16 protein-coding genes are annotated in these 16,731 nt (G+C 50.5%); 7 read left to right on the top strand and 9 right to left on the bottom strand.

The window, feature by feature from the left end; translation table 11 throughout:
* Positions 1-6 precede the first annotated feature (6 nt).
* A complete protein-coding gene (locus BLW97_RS10500) occupies positions 7-1,404 on the top strand; it encodes an FAD-dependent oxidoreductase (protein ID WP_075323120.1) in 1,398 nt (465 codons plus the stop codon).
* Positions 1,405-1,409: 5 nt separating this feature from the next.
* Complete coding sequence (hemE, locus tag BLW97_RS10505) at positions 1,410-2,480, top strand: uroporphyrinogen decarboxylase (protein ID WP_075323121.1); 1,071 nt, start codon at positions 1,410-1,412, stop codon at positions 2,478-2,480.
* 19 nt (positions 2,481-2,499) lie between these two features.
* Here hemE and BLW97_RS10510 read toward each other — a convergent pair whose 3' ends face one another.
* Both BLW97_RS10510 and BLW97_RS10515 read right to left on the bottom strand, forming a co-directional pair.
* Positions 2,500-3,408: a lysophospholipid acyltransferase family protein gene (locus tag BLW97_RS10510; RefSeq protein WP_031574500.1), complete on the bottom strand. Its 909-nt coding sequence runs from the start codon at positions 3,406-3,408 to the stop codon at positions 2,500-2,502.
* Positions 3,405-4,181 (bottom strand): GNAT family N-acetyltransferase, encoded by a 777-nt coding sequence (locus BLW97_RS10515; protein WP_024893852.1) that lies wholly within the window; start codon positions 4,179-4,181, stop codon positions 3,405-3,407. The genes BLW97_RS10510 and BLW97_RS10515 overlap by 4 nt, the downstream gene beginning before the upstream one ends.
* Before the next feature lie 274 nt (positions 4,182-4,455).
* Between BLW97_RS10515 and BLW97_RS10520 the strand changes: the two genes are divergently transcribed.
* The 4 genes from BLW97_RS10520 to ilvA are packed head-to-tail and all read left to right on the top strand — an operon-like array spanning position 4,456 to position 7,521.
* Positions 4,456-4,665 carry a (2Fe-2S)-binding protein gene (locus BLW97_RS10520; protein ID WP_024893851.1) on the top strand — a complete coding sequence of 70 codons (210 nt, stop codon included), beginning with the start codon at positions 4,456-4,458 and terminating at the stop codon, positions 4,663-4,665.
* 2 nt (positions 4,666-4,667) lie between these two features.
* Entirely contained in the window at positions 4,668-5,630 is a 963-nt protein-coding gene (locus tag BLW97_RS10525) for a YheT family hydrolase (protein WP_075323122.1), read from the top strand.
* The gene (locus BLW97_RS10530) at positions 5,627-5,998 is read left to right on the top strand and encodes a winged helix-turn-helix domain-containing protein (protein ID WP_010642261.1); all 372 of its coding nucleotides are present in this window, start codon (positions 5,627-5,629) and stop codon (positions 5,996-5,998) included. The genes BLW97_RS10525 and BLW97_RS10530 overlap by 4 nt, the downstream gene beginning before the upstream one ends.
* A complete protein-coding gene (gene ilvA, locus BLW97_RS10535) occupies positions 5,995-7,521 on the top strand; it encodes a threonine ammonia-lyase, biosynthetic (protein WP_075323123.1) in 1,527 nt (508 codons plus the stop codon). The genes BLW97_RS10530 and ilvA overlap by 4 nt, the downstream gene beginning before the upstream one ends.
* Here ilvA and BLW97_RS10540 read toward each other — a convergent pair.
* The gene (locus BLW97_RS10540) at positions 7,518-7,922 is read right to left on the bottom strand and encodes a truncated hemoglobin (RefSeq protein WP_031574484.1); all 405 of its coding nucleotides are present in this window, start codon (positions 7,920-7,922) and stop codon (positions 7,518-7,520) included. The two genes, ilvA and BLW97_RS10540, sit on opposite strands and share 4 nt — an antisense overlap.
* Positions 7,923-8,072: 150 nt before the next feature.
* Here BLW97_RS10540 and BLW97_RS10545 point away from each other — a divergent pair, with 150 nt between their 5' ends.
* Positions 8,073-9,248 (top strand): glycosyltransferase family 4 protein, encoded by a 1,176-nt coding sequence (locus BLW97_RS10545; RefSeq protein ID WP_075323124.1) that lies wholly within the window; start codon positions 8,073-8,075, stop codon positions 9,246-9,248.
* Between the two features lie 123 nt (positions 9,249-9,371).
* Here the strand turns inward: BLW97_RS10545 and BLW97_RS18735 are convergent, their stop codons facing one another.
* The 6 genes from BLW97_RS18735 to BLW97_RS10580 all read right to left on the bottom strand — a co-directional run bounded on the left by BLW97_RS18735 (position 9,372) and on the right by BLW97_RS10580 (position 16,683).
* The gene (locus tag BLW97_RS18735) at positions 9,372-10,520 is read right to left on the bottom strand and encodes a glycosyltransferase family 4 protein (RefSeq protein ID WP_077218361.1); all 1,149 of its coding nucleotides are present in this window, start codon (positions 10,518-10,520) and stop codon (positions 9,372-9,374) included.
* 357 nt (positions 10,521-10,877) lie between these two features.
* On the bottom strand, positions 10,878-11,906 hold the full coding sequence (locus tag BLW97_RS10560) for a glycosyltransferase family 2 protein (RefSeq protein ID WP_075323127.1): 1,029 nt from the start codon (positions 11,904-11,906) through the stop codon (positions 10,878-10,880).
* Between the two features lie 350 nt (positions 11,907-12,256).
* Complete coding sequence (locus BLW97_RS10565; RefSeq protein WP_075323128.1) at positions 12,257-13,417, bottom strand: glycosyltransferase family 4 protein; 1,161 nt, start codon at positions 13,415-13,417, stop codon at positions 12,257-12,259.
* A gap of 140 nt (positions 13,418-13,557) precedes the next feature.
* Positions 13,558-14,721, bottom strand: a complete 1,164-nt coding sequence (locus tag BLW97_RS10570) for a glycosyltransferase (protein ID WP_075323129.1) — start codon at positions 14,719-14,721, stop codon at positions 13,558-13,560.
* On the bottom strand, positions 14,711-15,220 hold the full coding sequence (locus BLW97_RS10575) for a class I SAM-dependent methyltransferase (protein ID WP_075323130.1): 510 nt from the start codon (positions 15,218-15,220) through the stop codon (positions 14,711-14,713). The genes BLW97_RS10570 and BLW97_RS10575 overlap by 11 nt, the downstream gene beginning before the upstream one ends.
* Entirely contained in the window at positions 15,217-16,683 is a 1,467-nt protein-coding gene (locus tag BLW97_RS10580) for a flippase (protein WP_158025160.1), read from the bottom strand. The genes BLW97_RS10575 and BLW97_RS10580 overlap by 4 nt, the downstream gene beginning before the upstream one ends.
* Positions 16,684-16,731: the final 48 nt, after the last annotated feature.

The raw sequence follows: 16,731 nt of genomic DNA on the forward strand, positions 1-16,731 counted from the left end.
AAAATTATGAGCCATTTTGCCTTCATTGAAGACCCACGGCAGGACCCAAAAAAACTGGACGTAGAAGAACGCCGCGAGGCCTTCAAGGAAATCTACACCAGTTTTGATCTGGACAGTGCCAAGCTCCAGGCCGACCGCTGCCTGCATTGCGGTAATCCCTATTGTGAATGGAAGTGCCCGGTGCACAATTACATTCCCAACTGGCTGCAGTTGATTGTGGAAAACCGCATTGAAGAAGCGGCAGAACTTTCCCATCAGACCAACACCCTCCCGGAAATCTGCGGGCGCATTTGCCCGCAAGACCGGCTTTGCGAAGGCGCCTGCACCCTCAATGACGGCTACGGAGCCGTCACTATCGGCAATCTCGAAAGATTCATCAGCGAGGAAGCCCTGGCACGCGGCTGGCGTCCCAGCACCGGTACCGTCAGCCCCAACGGTAAAAAGGTGGCCGTCGTCGGAGCCGGACCTGCAGGACTGGGCTGTGCGGATGTTCTCAATCGTGCCGGCACCAAAGTCACCGTTTTTGATCGCTATCCCGCCGTGGGTGGGTTGCTGACTTTTGGTATTCCACCCTTCAAGCTGGAAAAGGAAGTCATTGCCCGCCGCGCTGATCTGCTGCAGGAAATGGGCATTGAGTTTCAACTGGGAACAGAAATAGGTAAAGACATTTCCCTGGCACAACTGCTGAACGACTTTGATGCCGTCTTCCTCGGCATGGGCACCTATACCGCCAAGACCGGCAATCTTCCCGGTGAGCATCTCCCCGGCGTCATCAAGGCATTGTCTTATCTGATTGCCAACACCCGTCATCTGATGCAGCTTCCGGACCCGACTCTGCCCTACATCAACCTTTCCGGCAAAAAAGTCGTCGTACTGGGTGGTGGCGATACGGCCATGGACTGTGTACGGACTGCCGTGCGTCAGGGCGCCAGCAGCGTCATTTGTGCTTATCGTCGCGATGAACAAAACATGCCCGGCTCCCGACGGGAAGTCGCCAATGCCCGCGAAGAAGGCGTGAAATTCCTCTTCAATCGCCAGCCTGTAGAAATTATCGGCACTGAACAAGAAGGTATAAAATCTGTCCGTATGGTGGAAACGCAGCTGGGCGAACCCGACGCCAAAGGTCGCCGTCATCCCGAACTCATCCCCGGTTCCGAGCAAATTCTGGATGCGGATGTGGTCATCATTGCTTTTGGCTTTGATCCCTCCCCCGCCTCCTGGTTTGGAGAACACGGCATTGAAATTGACGAGCGCGGACGGATTCGCACCAATGCCCAATTTCAGACCAGTAATACCCGCATTTTTGCGGGCGGCGACATGCGGCGCGGTTCGGATCTCGTAGTCACTGCGGTGGATGAAGGCCGCAAAGCCGCCGAGGGTATTCTCGATCAGTTGGGAGTTTAAGGATTATGGCCAGCACCTTGCACAATGACCGCTTTCTGCGCGCCTGCCTGCAGCAGAACGTAGATCAGGTACCGGTCTGGCTGATGCGGCAGGCGGGTCGCTACCTCCCGGAATACCGTGCCACCCGCGCCCGGGCGGGTGACTTCCTGACTCTTTGCACCACGCCAGAACTGGCCTGCGAAGTCACCTTACAACCCATCGACCGCTTCCCCCTGGACGCCGCCATCCTTTTCTCGGACATTCTCACCATCCCCTACGTGATGGGTCTGGGCTTGAGTTTTCAGGAAGGAGAAGGCCCGGTTTTCGCAAAGCCCCTGCGCTCTGCAGCGGACATTGCCCGTCTCAGTCAACCTGATCCTGAAAATGAACTGCGTTTTGTGATCGATGCCGTACGCCTGATTCGTCGCGAGCTGGATGGACGCGTACCCCTCATCGGTTTTGCCGGCAGCCCCTGGACCCTCGCCTGCTACATGATCGAAGGCCGTGGCAGCCGTGATTTCATTCATATCAAAAGCCTGCTTTACAGCGACCCCGCCACCTTGCACCGGTTGTTGGCGCATCTTGCCATTTCAGTAACCGTCTATCTGAATGCCCAGATTGCTGCTGGTGCCCAGGCTGTCATGCTTTTTGATACTTGGGGCGGCAGCCTCAGCACTCCCGCCTATGCAGCGTTTTCTCTGGCCTATATGACCCGGATTATTGCCGGCCTGCACCGCGAAGCAGACGGGAGAAAGGTTCCTGTCATTATCTTTACCAAAGGTGGCGGCAACTGGCTGGAGGCCATGGCCGACAGTGGTGCTGATGTCATCGGACTCGATTGGAGTACGGAACTGCATGTTGCACGGCAGCGGCTGGGTCAAAAGGTCGCCCTGCAAGGAAACATGGACCCTATTGCTCTGTATGGCAGCAGCGAAGGCGTACGGCAGGAAGCTCTACGGGTTCTGGAAAGTCATGGTGCTGGAACAGGTCATATTTTCAATCTGGGACATGGAATCACGCCCCAAACACCCATAGAGAATGTTGCCACCCTCGTGGATACGGTCCATGGCTGGAACCCTGCAAGGCAGTCCATTTAAGTTTGAAAAGAGTTGAATCTCAGCCACCGTGGCTGCGTCGCCAGGCTGCCCAGGCATCGCGCAGCGGATGACGCCCGCGCCGTGGTTGCAGATAAGTTACAGAAGCACCCTGTTCCATGCGCTGCAAGGCCTCACTGATTGCCATACGGGTTTGCTGTGCAAGCTGCCGCCGCCCCAGTTCAGAAGGTAAGGCGGGTAGAAATTCCACCCGCAGGGTTAAGGGTGCTGCAGCGGCCAGCCGCCAGAGATGTCCGAACAAACTGTCGTCGCCAACAAAAGGACACAATCCATCAGGTTGCCCCGGTTGCAACACATCCTCATACCGCAGGGCCACCGGCACTGTTTCAGCTTTGGCGGCTGCGGCTGTTTCAAAAGGCGCGGCATAAAATTCGCCCACCGATTTACCATCACTGGTGGTTCCTTCCGGAAACAGCACCACGCTGGTTCCGGCCATAATAATGTCACTGGCCTGACGCATGATGCGCTGACTGGCACGGGCATCGCTGCGATCAATAAACAAGGTTCCCAGCCAGACCCCCATGATCCCGAAAAAGGGCCAGTCACGCATCTCCTTTTTCGCCACAAAACGGCCGGGAATCAAGGTCGCCAGAGCCAGAATATCCAGATAAGACACATGGTTGGCGGCAATCATCACGGGTTGTACCGGGATTTTACCATCTACACGCAGGCGAATTCCCAAAACCCGCAAGGCGCGACGGCTCCACCAGGCAAAAGCCCGATAACTGGACGCATCAGGTTGCGCTTTGCGGGCACAAGTCCAGAGCGCTAGCGGATAAGCCAACAAGAGATAAAGCAACAGCATAGGGATCCGCCAAAAACGCCGCAGGGCATTGGGCCGCATACGCCGCAAACGCCGCCCCGGATAGTGAATGAGAACCGGAGCCGGCGTTTGTTTGCGCCTTCTCATTTTCTGGAGCCCACCGGTTCCAGAAAGCGCTGCTGATAACGGGGAGTGATGAGGGTGGATTCACACCATACAAAAAAATCTGCGCAGTGAAACTGGGGATCCCAGAACGGCTCTCCCCCCACCCGGACACCGGCCCGCAAATATCCCTTCAGCAGAGAAGGCAAAGAAGCGGCTTCCACCTCTGCAAGCTGGTCAAAACCCGGAACTTCGCGCAGCGGGAAAACCCGTTGTTCCTGCGGAGTCAAATATTGCTGAAGTTGCTGATACAACGCCCCAAGGGCCGGGCCATCCGTACTGTGCACACTCGCGCAACCCATCAGGTAATCGATCTGCCACATGGACATGGCCTCAGCCAGCCCCGACCAAAGCAGGGTAATCACCCCGCCCTGACGGTAATCGGGATGTACGCAGGAACGACCCAGCTCCATGATCCGGCTGTTCAGGGCGAGCAAACGGGATAAATCAAACTCTGTCTCGGCATAATAGCGGCCCACTGAAGGGACTTTCTCGGGCAGGAAAAGGCGGTAAGTCCCCACCACCTCCTGACGGTTTTCATCTTCTACAATCAGGTGCTCACAGAAAGGATCATATTCATCCTGGTCCAGACCCGGCCCACCACTGAGTTGGGCGCCATATTCGGCACTGAATACTTCATAACGTAAACGTTGCGCTGCCTCCACTTCGTCCTGATGACGGGCCAGATAAAGTCGCAAGGAACGATCTTTTTTCTTAGTCACGTGATCGGTACTGCCGTGAGATTGAGTGCTTAACATGCAGAGCTCTCCGTGCAAAAACGATAGCAAACCTTCCTTATTATGACTCACAAATATGACAATAGTGCGGCACTTTTATGAACCTTTTGTGACAAACAAGATCCAGTTCACCCGATAGGGCCATTTTATAGCATGATTCAGACATTACCAGCCCCAAGTGCAAAATAATCGACTCCCTGCAAAAATCTGCTGTCGAAGTCTTGCACCCCGCGCCCGCAATGGCTACTGTATGGCATTGTTCCAGCGTACCTTGCTGAGAGGTGAAGTTTTTACCATGTCTGCCGCACCCGAGGAAGCCGATGACAGCCCTTACTGCTGTTGTTCGGCCGCCACTTTTATGGAAATTCTGGAGCGCCAACGCGCTGAACCTTTACCTTTTATGGAACTGCTGATGGTCCACGCCGGTTGTGGCGGCGGTTGTGGAAGCTGTATTGACGATCTTGAGGCTTACCTCCGTCAGCACGACGCTTACATTGAAGATTAAAGTTGTCCTGTGAATTTCAACCACCCTGGTGGTCCCGGGGTGGGCATCAGCAGACGATCTGGGCCCCCTTTTTCGCCCGATCCGGCAAGGTTCCCCTGCGCCGTGAAATCTGGACCACACCCGATCATGATCAAGTGGCGGTCGACTGGATAGACGCCCCTCCCCAAGCGCCCGTGGTCATTTTGTTTCATGGCCTGGGTAGCAGCTCACGAGGACATTATGCACTGGCACTGGCAAGTGCCTTGCGCCACAAGGGATGGGGCGGCTGCTTCATCAATTTTCGTGGCTGCGGTGGTATCGACAATCGCCTGCCCCGCAGTTATCACGCTGGCGACAGCAGCGAAATTGCCTGGATGCTGGAAAAGGTTGCAGAACTCCTGCCCGACATAAATCGTTATGCAGTAGGTGTTTCCCTGGGCGGCAATGCTCTTCTGAAATATCTCGGTGAACAGGGAGCCAATGCTGAGCCGATCCTGAGTAAAGCCGCTGGCGTCTGTGCCCCCATTGATCTGGTAGCGACTGCTGAATTTTTGCAGAAAGGCAGAATTCGTTTTTACAATCGTTACTTTCTGAAAAACATGAAACAAAGTGTGCGCCGATTTCAGCGAAACTATCCGGAACTGGCAGATTGGCCACAGGTTTTTTCCGCCAAAAACCTGTATGATTTTGACGAGCATTTTACAGCCCCGGTACATGGTTTCGCAGGCGCCCAAAGTTTTTGGGAAGAAGGATCATCCGCTCCCCTGCTTCGTCATATTACCGTGCCTACCCTGCTGCTAAACAGCGCGGATGATCCGATTGTACCCATAGCTAGCGTTCGTAAGGCCATGTTGAGTGCGGCGATAACGCCCTGCGTAACCCCACATGGGGGGCATGTGGGCTTCATGTCCGGGCCTTTTCCCGGACGTCTGGACTGGTTACCGCACACATTGCTGGATTATTTTGACGGGAGGAACAACGCATGAGCGATCATCTGCAACCACGTCTGCGGGTTTTACTGGCAGAAGCCATCGCCATTGGCCCCGGCAAAGCCGAATTGCTTCGCCATATCCGCGAAACCGGTTCCATTTCCGCTGCGGCCCGCTGTATGCACATGAGCTACCGACGCGCCTGGTTATTGGTAGACACCATGAATCACAGCTTTCTTACGCCTGTGGTCAGCACTGCCACCGGCGGCAGTCACGGCGGCGGTGCCCACCTGACGGAAATGGGTGAAGAAGTGCTGCGCCGCTATGAAAGCATGGAAGAAAAAGCCAATGCCGCACTGGCCCCGGACATTGCCGAATTTCGCAAACTCATGCAACTCCAGCCCCGGGAGCAGCCTAAATCGTGAAAAATCTGCTTCGGGAAGTCCTTTGCAGCCGGGTTTATGATGTTGCCCGAGAAACCCCGCTGGAAGCCGCGCCCAAGTTGAGTGCACGCCTGCAGCGCGAGGTTCTGTTTAAGCGCGAAGACCTGCAACCGGTATTCAGCTTTAAGTTACGCGGCGCCTACAACAAGATAGCCCAACTTTCCGCCGCCGAAAAAGCCGCCGGAGTGATTACCGCCAGTGCGGGCAATCATGCCCAGGGCGTCGCCTACTCCGCCCAGAAACTGGGCATTCGTGCCATCATCGTCATGCCTGCCACCACGCCCGAAATCAAGGTCAATGCGGTGCGGGCGCGGGGCGCTGAAGTGATTTTGCACGGCGATAACTTTTCGGACGCCCAAACCTATTGTTTCCAACTGGTGCAGCAATCGGACATGGTATTTATCCCGCCCTTTGATGATCCCCTGGTCATCGCCGGGCAGGGAACCGTGGGGGCGGAAATATTACGGCAGCGGGGTGCCGGTCTCGAGGCGATTTTTGTGCCCGTCGGGGGTGGTGGACTGATCGCCGGAGTAGCCGCCTACCTCAAGTCCATTGTCCCGGAAATTCGCATCATTGGCGTCGAACCCTTTGAAGCCGATGCCATGTATCAGTCCCTGCAGGCAGGGAAACGGATCACTCTGCCCCAGGTAGGTATTTTTGCCGACGGTGTGGCCGTCAAACAGGTCGGTGAACACACCTTTACCCTCTGCCAGCAATATGTGGATGAGGTCGTCCGGGTCAGCAATGATGAAATCTGCGCCGCCATCAAGGATGTGTTTGATGAAACCCGTTCCATCATGGAACCCGCCGGCGCTCTTGCTCTCGCCGGACTGAAACGCAAGGCGGCTGAAGACCCTGGACAGGGTGGGGCTTGGGTCGCCCTGCTCTCCGGCGCCAACATGAATTTTGACCGGCTGGGCTTCATTGCCGAACGCGCCGAACTGGGCGAAGCCCGGGAAGCCCTGTTTGCTGTCACCATTCCGGAAACGCCCGGTGCCTTCCGGGATTTTTGTACGGCAATTGGCCAGCGCGTCGTCACCGAATTCAACTATCGCCTACACCGCCGGGATTGCGCCCATATTTTTGTCGGCGTAGCCATTCGTAATCGGGAAGATGCCGCTGCCCTCCTCCGGCAATTACAGGAAAGCGGGCACCAGGCGCTGGACCTCAGCGAGGACGAAATGGCCAAGCTGCACATCCGCCACATGGTCGGCGGTCATGCCAGCGAAGCACAAAACGAACGCGTCTACCGCTTTGAGTTCCCGGAACGGCCGGGGGCACTCATGGAATTTCTGGAAAAGCTGGGCGGGCATTGGAATATCAGCCTGTTTCATTACCGGAATAACGGCGTTGACCTGGGGCGCGTCCTGGCTGGTTTTGAAGTCCCTGATACGGATTTGCGGCGCTTTGAAGAAATGCTGACCAGAATAAACTACCCCAATTATCCCGAAAGCAGCAATCCCGCCTATCGCTTTTTCCTGGACCAGGGTGACGGCCCGGCCTAATTCTCGCGAGGCGCGAACATCAAGCGCAGGGATTCACCAATACCCGCAGCCATACCGTGCCAGCGTTTGGCCAAATCCGCGTCCATGTGGTCCAGCATGGTCTCGTGAAACAAAGCCAGCCAGTCATCCACCAAAGGATTGGTGACCCCCACCGGGGCGTGCTTGTCCCCCAGCGCATAGCGGTAGTCCTTGTAGGGCAGTCCACCCGATACCGTCCACCAGTAATGCACCAGACGATCCTTGTGCAAGTCCCAGTCCTGAACAATGGAAAATGGCTCGGCCAGGGTCGGATGCACCTGAATACGATTGTAAAAGTCATCTACCACCGCGCGAATCACCGGCAGGGATATTTTGTCACAGAGCGGCTCAAGCCGCCGCTTGGGGGGATTGCTGGTTTCCATTGGATGTATCCGAAAAATCTTGACTGGAGGATTTTAGCAGAATTTCATACCGGAAGCAGAGGCATTCCAGTGCATCATCAGAATGCGATATTTGTCTTGCCATCCAAACCCTTTATAATCAGCCCACATGCAAAACACCGGACACCCCCAATGACGCTCCAAAAGCCACGCGTGGCCATCGTTCATGACTGGCTGGTAACTTATGCTGGTGCCGAACGCGTACTGGAACAGATGATCCAGTGCTATCCCGAAGCAGATCTGTTTAGTCTGGTAGATTTTCTTCCCGACAACAAACGTGGCTTCATCGCCAACAAGCCCGTCCACACCTCATTTATTCAAAAACTGCCCAAAGCCAGGACCAAGTACCGTAGCTATTTACCCCTCATGGCTCTAGCCATCGAACAATTTGATCTCTCCAGTTATGACCTCATCCTCAGTAGTAGTCATGCCGTTGCCAAAGGTGTACTCACCGGGCCGGATCAACTACACATCAGTTATGTGCATTCGCCCATTCGTTATGCCTGGGATCTCCAGCATCAATACTTAAAGGAGTCCCGACTGGATCATGGTATCAAGGGATGGATAGCGCGCATTATCCTGCACTATGTCCGTCTTTGGGATACCCGCACAGCCAATGGCGTGGACAGTTTCATCGCCAACTCTGCCTTTGTTGCGCGGAGAATTTTCAAGGTGTACCGGCGTCAGGCACAAATTATTGCGCCACCGGTAGACATTTCCAGCTTTACTCTGCAGCAAGAAAAACAAAACTATTATGTAACCGCCTCGCGCATGGTTCCTTACAAAAAAGTAGACCTGATTGTCGCGGCCTTCACGGCCATGCCCGACAAAAAACTGATCGTCATCGGTGATGGACCAGACTATGAAAAAGTCAGGGCCGCTGCAGGTCCTAATGTGCAGTTACTGGGCTTTGCCGAAAGCCAGGTGTTGCTGGAGCATTTGCAGAATGCCAAAGCCTTTGTATTTGCAGCAGAAGAAGATTTTGGCATCGCACCGTTGGAAGCCCAGGCTTGCGGTACGCCAGTATTAGCCTTTGGCAAGGGGGGGGCGCGTGAAACCATCGTTACGCTGCCTGAAGAAAATGCTCAAAATGATGGACCCGTTTGCCAAAAACCGACTGGTGTCTTTTTTTACGAACAAACCCAGTCAGCTATCATGGCAGCCGTAGAACAGTTCGAAAAAAACATTGCGCTGATCAAACCCATCAACTGCCGGGAAAACGCTTTGCGTTTCGGCTCTGAACGCTTTTGTGAAGAATTTAAAGAGGCTGTCGAGAAAGAATGGATAAGCTTTAATGATAAAAATTAAAAATAACGAATACTAGAAGGTTCCTCGTCGTTATCATTTACTGCCCACACTCCGACAACTCAGATTTGTACCCTTGACAATATGCAGTTCGCACACAGGTGCAGATCGTTCGTACGACGGTAACTATCGAGAACGGAAATCCGAGCATTTGCATTTTTCCTCCAGCCGTTGAGCATACAAGGCTAGTTGATCACGCGCGATGCTATCCCAAGAAAATGATTGTGCTTTGGCTTGTCCCGCTTCACGCAAATGCTGCAAGAGACTACGATCGTTGAGCAGTGCCTCGATAGCATGTTCGATTGCTGCCTCGTCTGCAGGTGGAATGATAATCGCATCATGCCGGTTCTGCAGTCGTTCAGCTAGTCCCACAACAGAGGTCGTGATCAGCGCCAATCCACAAGCCATACCCTCCAACGCAGCCATTCCAAAACCCTCTGCCAAACTTGGAAACAGGAGCACATGATAATCTCGGAGCAGTCTTGGCAAATGTTCATGCGCATAGTTCTCGACGATTTTTACTCGACCATGCCCTGCTTCGCCCAATTCCTCCTCAATCCTTGATGCATTGCCTTTACCAACCCCCAAAAAACCTACTTCAAGTGATGAATAACGCTCGAAAAGGCGAGCAAATGCACCGAAAGCATATGAAAATCCCTTGCGTTGAAGAAATCCCCCAATCATGGCGACACGAAAAGGCTCATTTGCTTCGGGAGCTACGAACAAGGGTTGCTGTAAAAATGCTGTTGGTAAGCCATTAGGTACGATTACGCAGCGCGCAGGGTCAACCTTCAAACGTCTAATCGCAAAATCACAATCAAACTGATTGAGAAACATTCCAAGATCGGCCATACGCAAGGACCGCGCCACTTCAAGTAACCGCCACCCACCGTGGTAAATTGGATATTTCCATGAGAGCTTGAGTTCTCCTCTCTGCGCTGCCGCATGAGCCTGATCGGCGGCAACATGCTCAAGTCCATGGCTGCGAAACACTATCAGCGACCGCTGGTGCTTGTCAGGATTCAGGCGACACCCGTCTCCGCTGGAAAGGTCCAGCACATCATACCTCCGCGCCTGCCTATCGATATGGCGGGCAACGACCCACGGAAAGACGAGTTGCGCAGCTTTACCTTGAAAACGACGGGGAATGTCCTCAAAAGACAAGACCGTTACGTCATGGCCCTGCCTAGAAAATGCACCAGCAAGCTGCTTCGTCACTCCCGGCGCACCGCCTTCAATAGATATAGGATGATGGATAGAAAGAAGAATATTCATGACTGGTCTTTCACTTTTTTATCTCTGCCTCGCGATTCATTTGAGGAGCTATTACACGTACACCAAACTTTAAATTTCATATAAATAAGCAAGATATTAGATTCCTCATCATTTCAAGTGAGCAACATGAGAACCAGTCTACCAGGATCAGAGGTCATGTTGATAAAGTTTTTGTAGATGCGACAATCCCGAACTTGTTGCCTTGGAAGGTTGGATAGGCTGTTGAAGCCGTCGAAATTGCCATTAATGAACTGGCTCTCGAGCCAACGAGAATTCTTTGCCAGCAATCCATATGGAATCTAGGCAACCCTAGTATATGCAGTATGCCGCTGATTTTTGCTTTTTCTAATCCGACTTTCAGGAGCGTGGCGCCCGCGTAGCATTTCTGGATTTTAAAGTGGAATAAAAATCTTTTCTTCTCCACGAAAAGAAAGCTTTTGTAAAAAAAAGCGGGAGCATACATAAAATAAATCCTATGACACATCGAGGCATTCTATATTTCTTGATACATAACACAAATAATTCACGCGCTTCTATGCTACTACCAGAAATCAAACGGGCTTTTGCGCTTCTGAATGTAGCGTCAGCAATCCTAATATTGATCAGTTCATCATTATCAGGAAACCACTGCTCCTGAAGCAAAAAACCATATATAAACCTTTCCGAATCAGGAAGCCTGGATGAACCACCGTTAGTTTCTGAATCCTTGTGGACACGATAACTCGCTAAACGTTCAGGTACATAGTAAATGGGCAGACGAAAATGTACATATACACATGCCACCCAAAAATCAGCGCACACTCCGACATTCTTATAGGCCATTGATGTATCAATAAGGGATTTTCTAAATACGCTTGTGGATGAAACTGAAATAGATCCATGAAACAAAGCTTCTACCGGGTGTTTTAACTCTCCCTCAACCAGGGATTCACGATGCCAATATACTGTATTACTGTCACTTACTATATTTTGTTTAATTCCGTATTCATCAATAATCCAATGATCACAAAATACTAATGACAAATGTGCTTGATTTTCCATAATCCCAACACAACGATCCAGAAACTCTGGGGCAATCAAATCATCATCGTTCAATACAGTTATATACCGCCCTTTAGATTCAGATACGGCATTTTTACAACTATTAAGAACACCAAGACAGACCTTATTCGATCGATAGCGCAGCCTTGAGTCTTTGAATTCATGACAGATATTTTTAATTTCTTCCGAATCAGAATCATCAACAACAATAATCTCAATGTTTTTTAAAGTTTGCGCGAGAGCCGATTGGACAGCATCCCTAACATAACGGGTACGCCTAAAAGCAGGAATAATTATTGTAGCCAACACCCCATCACCTATTAAATTATCTCTATCATTTATCATTTCACCCCCCCACGAAGAATATTTTTGAATAAAATTATCTGACTCACATAAAGACATGAAATAACATAGATCAACATATTTTTTGGAAATATCATCCCACAATAGTTTTTACGCGCAACAGTTGGCAATTGTTTACGTTTAGATAGATTCATTAGAGAAAAATATTATATAAAATCGGTGAGATACTGGTGGCAATCAGGATCATCAAGGAATCTTCCACATAACATTCGTGGTAATAAATTGCTCACGCGCACCCCATATACTCGAAAAACACCTATCATAGTTGCCAGCAGCACGACTATGGCAAAAAAATGGCAGGTCATACAGCACCTCAAATCGCAATTTTGCATCTAATCGTTCCCTTCTTTTTGATTTGCAGCAACCTTATAAACTTTTTCGAGCGCTACCAAGTGTTCCGACAGTGAAAACTTTTCACGTGCGCGCTTCCATGCATTCTGACCCATTCTTGCAGCCAGGTTTCTATCATCAACCAACTGCTTCATCGCTAAGCTCAGTGCGTGGGAATCACCAGGTTGCACCAAATAACCAGTCTCTCCATCTACAACAATATCTTTCAAGCCACCGGCACTCGCCGCAATAACTGCACGGCCATATGACTGCGCCTCAAGTGCTGAAAGGCAGAAAGTCTCATGCCAAATTGAAGGTACAACTTCAGCTAAACTGTTCTGCATTAGAGCTTTAATACCTTCAAAATCAAGTTCACCGTGAAATATCACTTTATGTGATACATGCAAATCTTTAGCCATTTGCACTAATTTAGATTGATAATACCCGCTACCAGCCACATCAATGAACACATCTTCTGGTAACATAGATGCCGCATGCAACAAGACATCAACGCCCTTGTCCATTGCAAGTCTGCCGTGAAATAAGAATCTATTAGTATCACCCGTGATAAAGTTAGCAGAGCTGTTTTCAATGTTTAAAAAATGTGGTATGTAGTGTAACTGTTCTTTCGGAAATCCAGAGCGTTCATAAGCATCCATGTAATGCGATGACGGAATAATGATATGCATTAATGGAAATAGTCTTCTTTCAATTTCAAGACGTTTAAATTCTTTATATATCTTTACAGGCCGAATACTGCCACAGCGATTAGAAAAATGGTTATATAAGCAGCGTACTGGACTATAAACGTAAGGGCATGGCTTCTTAATTTTTTTTAGCATCATGCTCATACTCAAACAGACAAAACTCGCAACATGCGCCGTTAGAACAACGGGCATGCTTTGAAAAATACGGGCATCAACCAGATCATGCAAGTGTATACAATAAATACCGTCTTGAATTGATACGTTATATAGTTCCATATCTGAGGATATGGTTTTAATACTTATACCATCTATTTCGATTGATTCACTCTGACAATCGCGCGTATATATTATTACTTCATAACCCACTTCTTTCTGGGCTCTGGCAAGCCTTTTAACATAGGAATTTATGCCGCCAGGATTTGCGATTGAAGAAAAGACGTAGTGAGCTATCTTCATAAAAGTATTCCTTGTCATTTCTAGTGGGCAGCCTATTCTCTGCCTTTTTCAAGTTTAAGTTCATAAAAGGCCAAAGCTAAAGTCTCTAGCCAAACCACGCATATCAAAACCGCCACGTTCAAAGTAATAGTGAGTTGCATTTATATCCTAATAGCGATAGACTTTTTTACTCTTAATAAAACCATTTTTGTTTTGCGATATAACAAATAACATCCAAGCACTCCGAATACAAATTCCCTTACGGGGTGAAAGCCTCCAAATTGCAAACATGCCGGGTTGCGATAGGCGTTTCTCATTAAATCAGTATATCCGAAAAGTCTTTTCGTGAAATCCGATTTTACTGAATATATATCAGTTAATGCACGATCATTATTTCCATTCATCTCGAAGTATCTTTTTGCTTGCGATGCATTGTTGGCAATATATTCATTTTGCCCGGAATAATTTCTTGATATTTTTTCCATAATACCAGCCCAGTGCTGTTCGTTTCTATAGCGTCCCTCAAAAATAGTAGCCGCGAAATATGATGTTAAACTATTTATTAAAAGAGGTGGGCCAGATAATCCGCAGGTGTTTGAATCATGCTGTCTATAAAGGGATAGATGCTCTTCTGTTAACACGACCTTCCCCAAGCTACAACATAATAGATAAATCCATCGATCATGAGGTATCATAGGCGGATTTGAACTGTAAAATCTATAATCTTTCCCACGATCTGGCCTATCTATAAAATTAACAACCATTTTTCTGAAAACCATCGAAAAACCGGGATATATATTCATTGGATCCAGCTGTAGCGGCTTATATATACGACGAATTATCTGATCATGAGGCAGTATATCAGCTTGTTTTAGTCGTTTTGCTAGACGTCTATTCACTTGTTTTATATCAGGAAATAAAGTACCCGTGAGTGTCAGATCTGGTCCTGTCACCTGCGCTGCGTGAATCACCAGTAACACGTCCTGATCAGTAAACGCTTGTACGCAAGTCGCAAGTTTTTCCATCATCCAAACGTCGTCTTGATCACAAAAGGCAATCAAGTCACCTTCACAACTACTCGCAGCATATAAAAAATTATCAGCGTAACCAAGGCGATTTTCGTTGCAATAAATTCGTACTGGAAATGGCGCCTCTCGTGCAAAATCGCGAACAATTTCCAGCGTGGCATCGGTCGAGCCATCGTCGGTAACCACCAGTTCGCAGGGTAGCAAAGTTTGTGCCGCGAGGCTGTCAAGTTGCTCGCGAATATACTGCGCACCGTTGTAGGTGGCCATGGCGATGGAGATGCGGGGCTTAGCAGTCATGACGTAAAGCCTTCAAAGGTGATGTGTTGGCAGCTGAAAAAAGTAAAATGCCGGAATATTTTTTCCCCTCAGGCATGGTCTGCCACATAAGTGGCTCGGGCAGATCCTGATATTGCGCCCCCTCAGGGTCGGGATTCCTCGTTATGCCAAGGCTTACCATGTAGATCAACCAGTTAATATTTAGAGTCAGTATTTGTCGAATATATTTAAAACCGCAATCGAGAAAAAACTGCTTCAAACTTTTCACGCTGACCATAATCAAATGACATGGTGATTCTAGTAGTCGACTATTTTCTTTAAAAACTCGATTGCTCCCACCGTCCAGATTCGACACAAAAAGCCGCAGCCGACCGCTAGGCCGCAATATCCGGATGGCCTCCTTTAGTGCACACGCTGGATCGTGCAGATCTTCAAAAAAATGACCAAACTCTTCCGAAATCTCAGTCAGCCAATCTCCGGGAGGCGGGATGCGGTGGATGTTTTCTTTGGAATTATTCATGGGTGCCTCCAGAATTGTGCAAGAAATAAACGGCGCAGAATGTGCGAGGACTGCCTGAGCATCTGCCGCAAATCTGGGGCACTCCACAGTGCCCAGAGCATGCTAAATATCATTAGAAATATTGCCGCGATGCTGTATGCGGAGAGTAACCGATGCGGTGCGAGTACGAACGCAAGACCTATCATTCCCAAGGCGGGCAGCGCATAACGCAAGCGTAGTGGAAGTCGCGTAAAATAGAAGAGCAACAAGGCATCGGCGGACACTCTAAAACTCCATGCTAGCGCCGCTCCCGGCAGACCCAACCAGTGAATTCCTCCCCAGAGCAATAGCAGGAAAAAGGGAAGTTCGATGAGGTGTAATTTAGCGGTAATGTCCGGGCGGCCTTGCCCCTGGAGCAAGCCATAAGGAATATAGGCCAACCCATTGATCCAGACACCCGCCAGCAATATCATGCCAACCGCCGCCCCATGCCGCGAAAACGCCGGGCTGATCCAATGTGTCAGAAAAAGGGGAAGCAGGGTGATGCCGATGACGGTGATGGGCGTCATGACGGCCAGGAGCAGTTGCAATCCGCGCTCCGCCAACTGCTTACCCTCCGCATTTGCAGTACGGGAAAAGCGGGGGAAGAGGCTGTTGGAGAGCGCACCGGGGAGCACGGCGACCCGGCTGACGAGATTATAAGGCACCGTATAATAAGTGACGGCTTGTACGCTGAGCAGGGCGCCGATTAGCATACGGTCAAAGGAAACAAGTATTGGCCCGACGATATTGGTGAGAGAAATCCAGCCGCCGTATGCTAACAGGGCACGAGCACGTGACCTGTCAAACAGGACTGAGGGAACGATGGGCAAAAAGCGCCAGACGCCCACGAACTGAAGCAGCAGCCCCCAAGCCCGTGTAATGACTACGGCGGGAATCAGCCAGGTGAGTTCGGGACTGATGAAAAGCGCTACTAGAAGCGGTCCAATCTGAGTCACGGCGGCGTTGAAAACCCCGATCAGGTTCATGTAGGCAAATCGCTCCCGCGCCTCCAGTGCGCCCCCCAAAACCCCACCAAGGGTGGAAAGCGGCAAGGCAGCGGCAATCCACGGTAAACTCACAAGCAGGCTGCGGCGCATGGCTTCAGACATATGGAAAAAGTGGGTGAACACCGCCTGAGCAACGGTGTAAAGTACTACTGCGCCCAAAAGACCAAAACCCAGATTTATCCACAGCGCGGTCCAGAAGGTGGTACTTCGCACCGCTGCCGTTTCGTCATGCTGGCGGGCCAGATGAAAAGCACTCGCACGCGAAAGCCCCATTTCAAAAACACCGAAGTACCCTGTGAACAACCAGATAATGGCCAGGACTCCATACCGGGCATCACCAATGGCGTGCAGGTAGAGGGGTATCGTGACCAGTGAAACCCCTAGCGGGACCATCTGGCCTAACAGGTTGTAGAGGGTATTACGCCGGATGCTCATCGGAGCGCCCCAAAAACCCATGCAGTAGACGGCTGCTGAGACTGGCCG

Source organism: Acidithiobacillus albertensis (assembly GCF_001931655.1).
Classification (GTDB): domain Bacteria; phylum Pseudomonadota; class Gammaproteobacteria; order Acidithiobacillales; family Acidithiobacillaceae; genus Acidithiobacillus; species Acidithiobacillus thiooxidans.

What these genes read in the sequence shown, in the direction of transcription:
- BLW97_RS10500 (WP_075323120.1), top strand. Translation starts at nt 7, where the DNA reads ATGAGCCATTTTGCCTTCATTGAAGACCCACGGCAGGACCCAAAAAAA.
- BLW97_RS10545 (WP_075323124.1), top strand. Translation starts at nt 8,073, where the DNA reads ATGACGCTCCAAAAGCCACGCGTGGCCATCGTTCATGACTGGCTGGTA.
- BLW97_RS10570 (WP_075323129.1), bottom strand. Translation starts at nt 14,721, where the DNA reads ATGACTGCTAAGCCCCGCATCTCCATCGCCATGGCCACCTACAACGGT.
- hemE (WP_075323121.1), top strand. Translation starts at nt 1,410, where the DNA reads ATGGCCAGCACCTTGCACAATGACCGCTTTCTGCGCGCCTGCCTGCAG.
- BLW97_RS10510 (WP_031574500.1), bottom strand. Translation starts at nt 3,408, where the DNA reads ATGAGAAGGCGCAAACAAACGCCGGCTCCGGTTCTCATTCACTATCCG.
- BLW97_RS10520 (WP_024893851.1), top strand. Translation starts at nt 4,456, where the DNA reads ATGTCTGCCGCACCCGAGGAAGCCGATGACAGCCCTTACTGCTGTTGT.
- BLW97_RS18735 (WP_077218361.1), bottom strand. Translation starts at nt 10,520, where the DNA reads ATGAATATTCTTCTTTCTATCCATCATCCTATATCTATTGAAGGCGGT.
- BLW97_RS10565 (WP_075323128.1), bottom strand. Translation starts at nt 13,417, where the DNA reads ATGAAGATAGCTCACTACGTCTTTTCTTCAATCGCAAATCCTGGCGGC.
- BLW97_RS10540 (WP_031574484.1), bottom strand. Translation starts at nt 7,922, where the DNA reads ATGGAAACCAGCAATCCCCCCAAGCGGCGGCTTGAGCCGCTCTGTGAC.
- BLW97_RS10580 (WP_158025160.1), bottom strand. Translation starts at nt 16,683, where the DNA reads ATGAGCATCCGGCGTAATACCCTCTACAACCTGTTAGGCCAGATGGTC.
- BLW97_RS10515 (WP_024893852.1), bottom strand. Translation starts at nt 4,181, where the DNA reads ATGTTAAGCACTCAATCTCACGGCAGTACCGATCACGTGACTAAGAAA.
- BLW97_RS10530 (WP_010642261.1), top strand. Translation starts at nt 5,627, where the DNA reads ATGAGCGATCATCTGCAACCACGTCTGCGGGTTTTACTGGCAGAAGCC.
- BLW97_RS10575 (WP_075323130.1), bottom strand. Translation starts at nt 15,220, where the DNA reads ATGAATAATTCCAAAGAAAACATCCACCGCATCCCGCCTCCCGGAGAT.
- BLW97_RS10560 (WP_075323127.1), bottom strand. Translation starts at nt 11,906, where the DNA reads ATGATAAATGATAGAGATAATTTAATAGGTGATGGGGTGTTGGCTACA.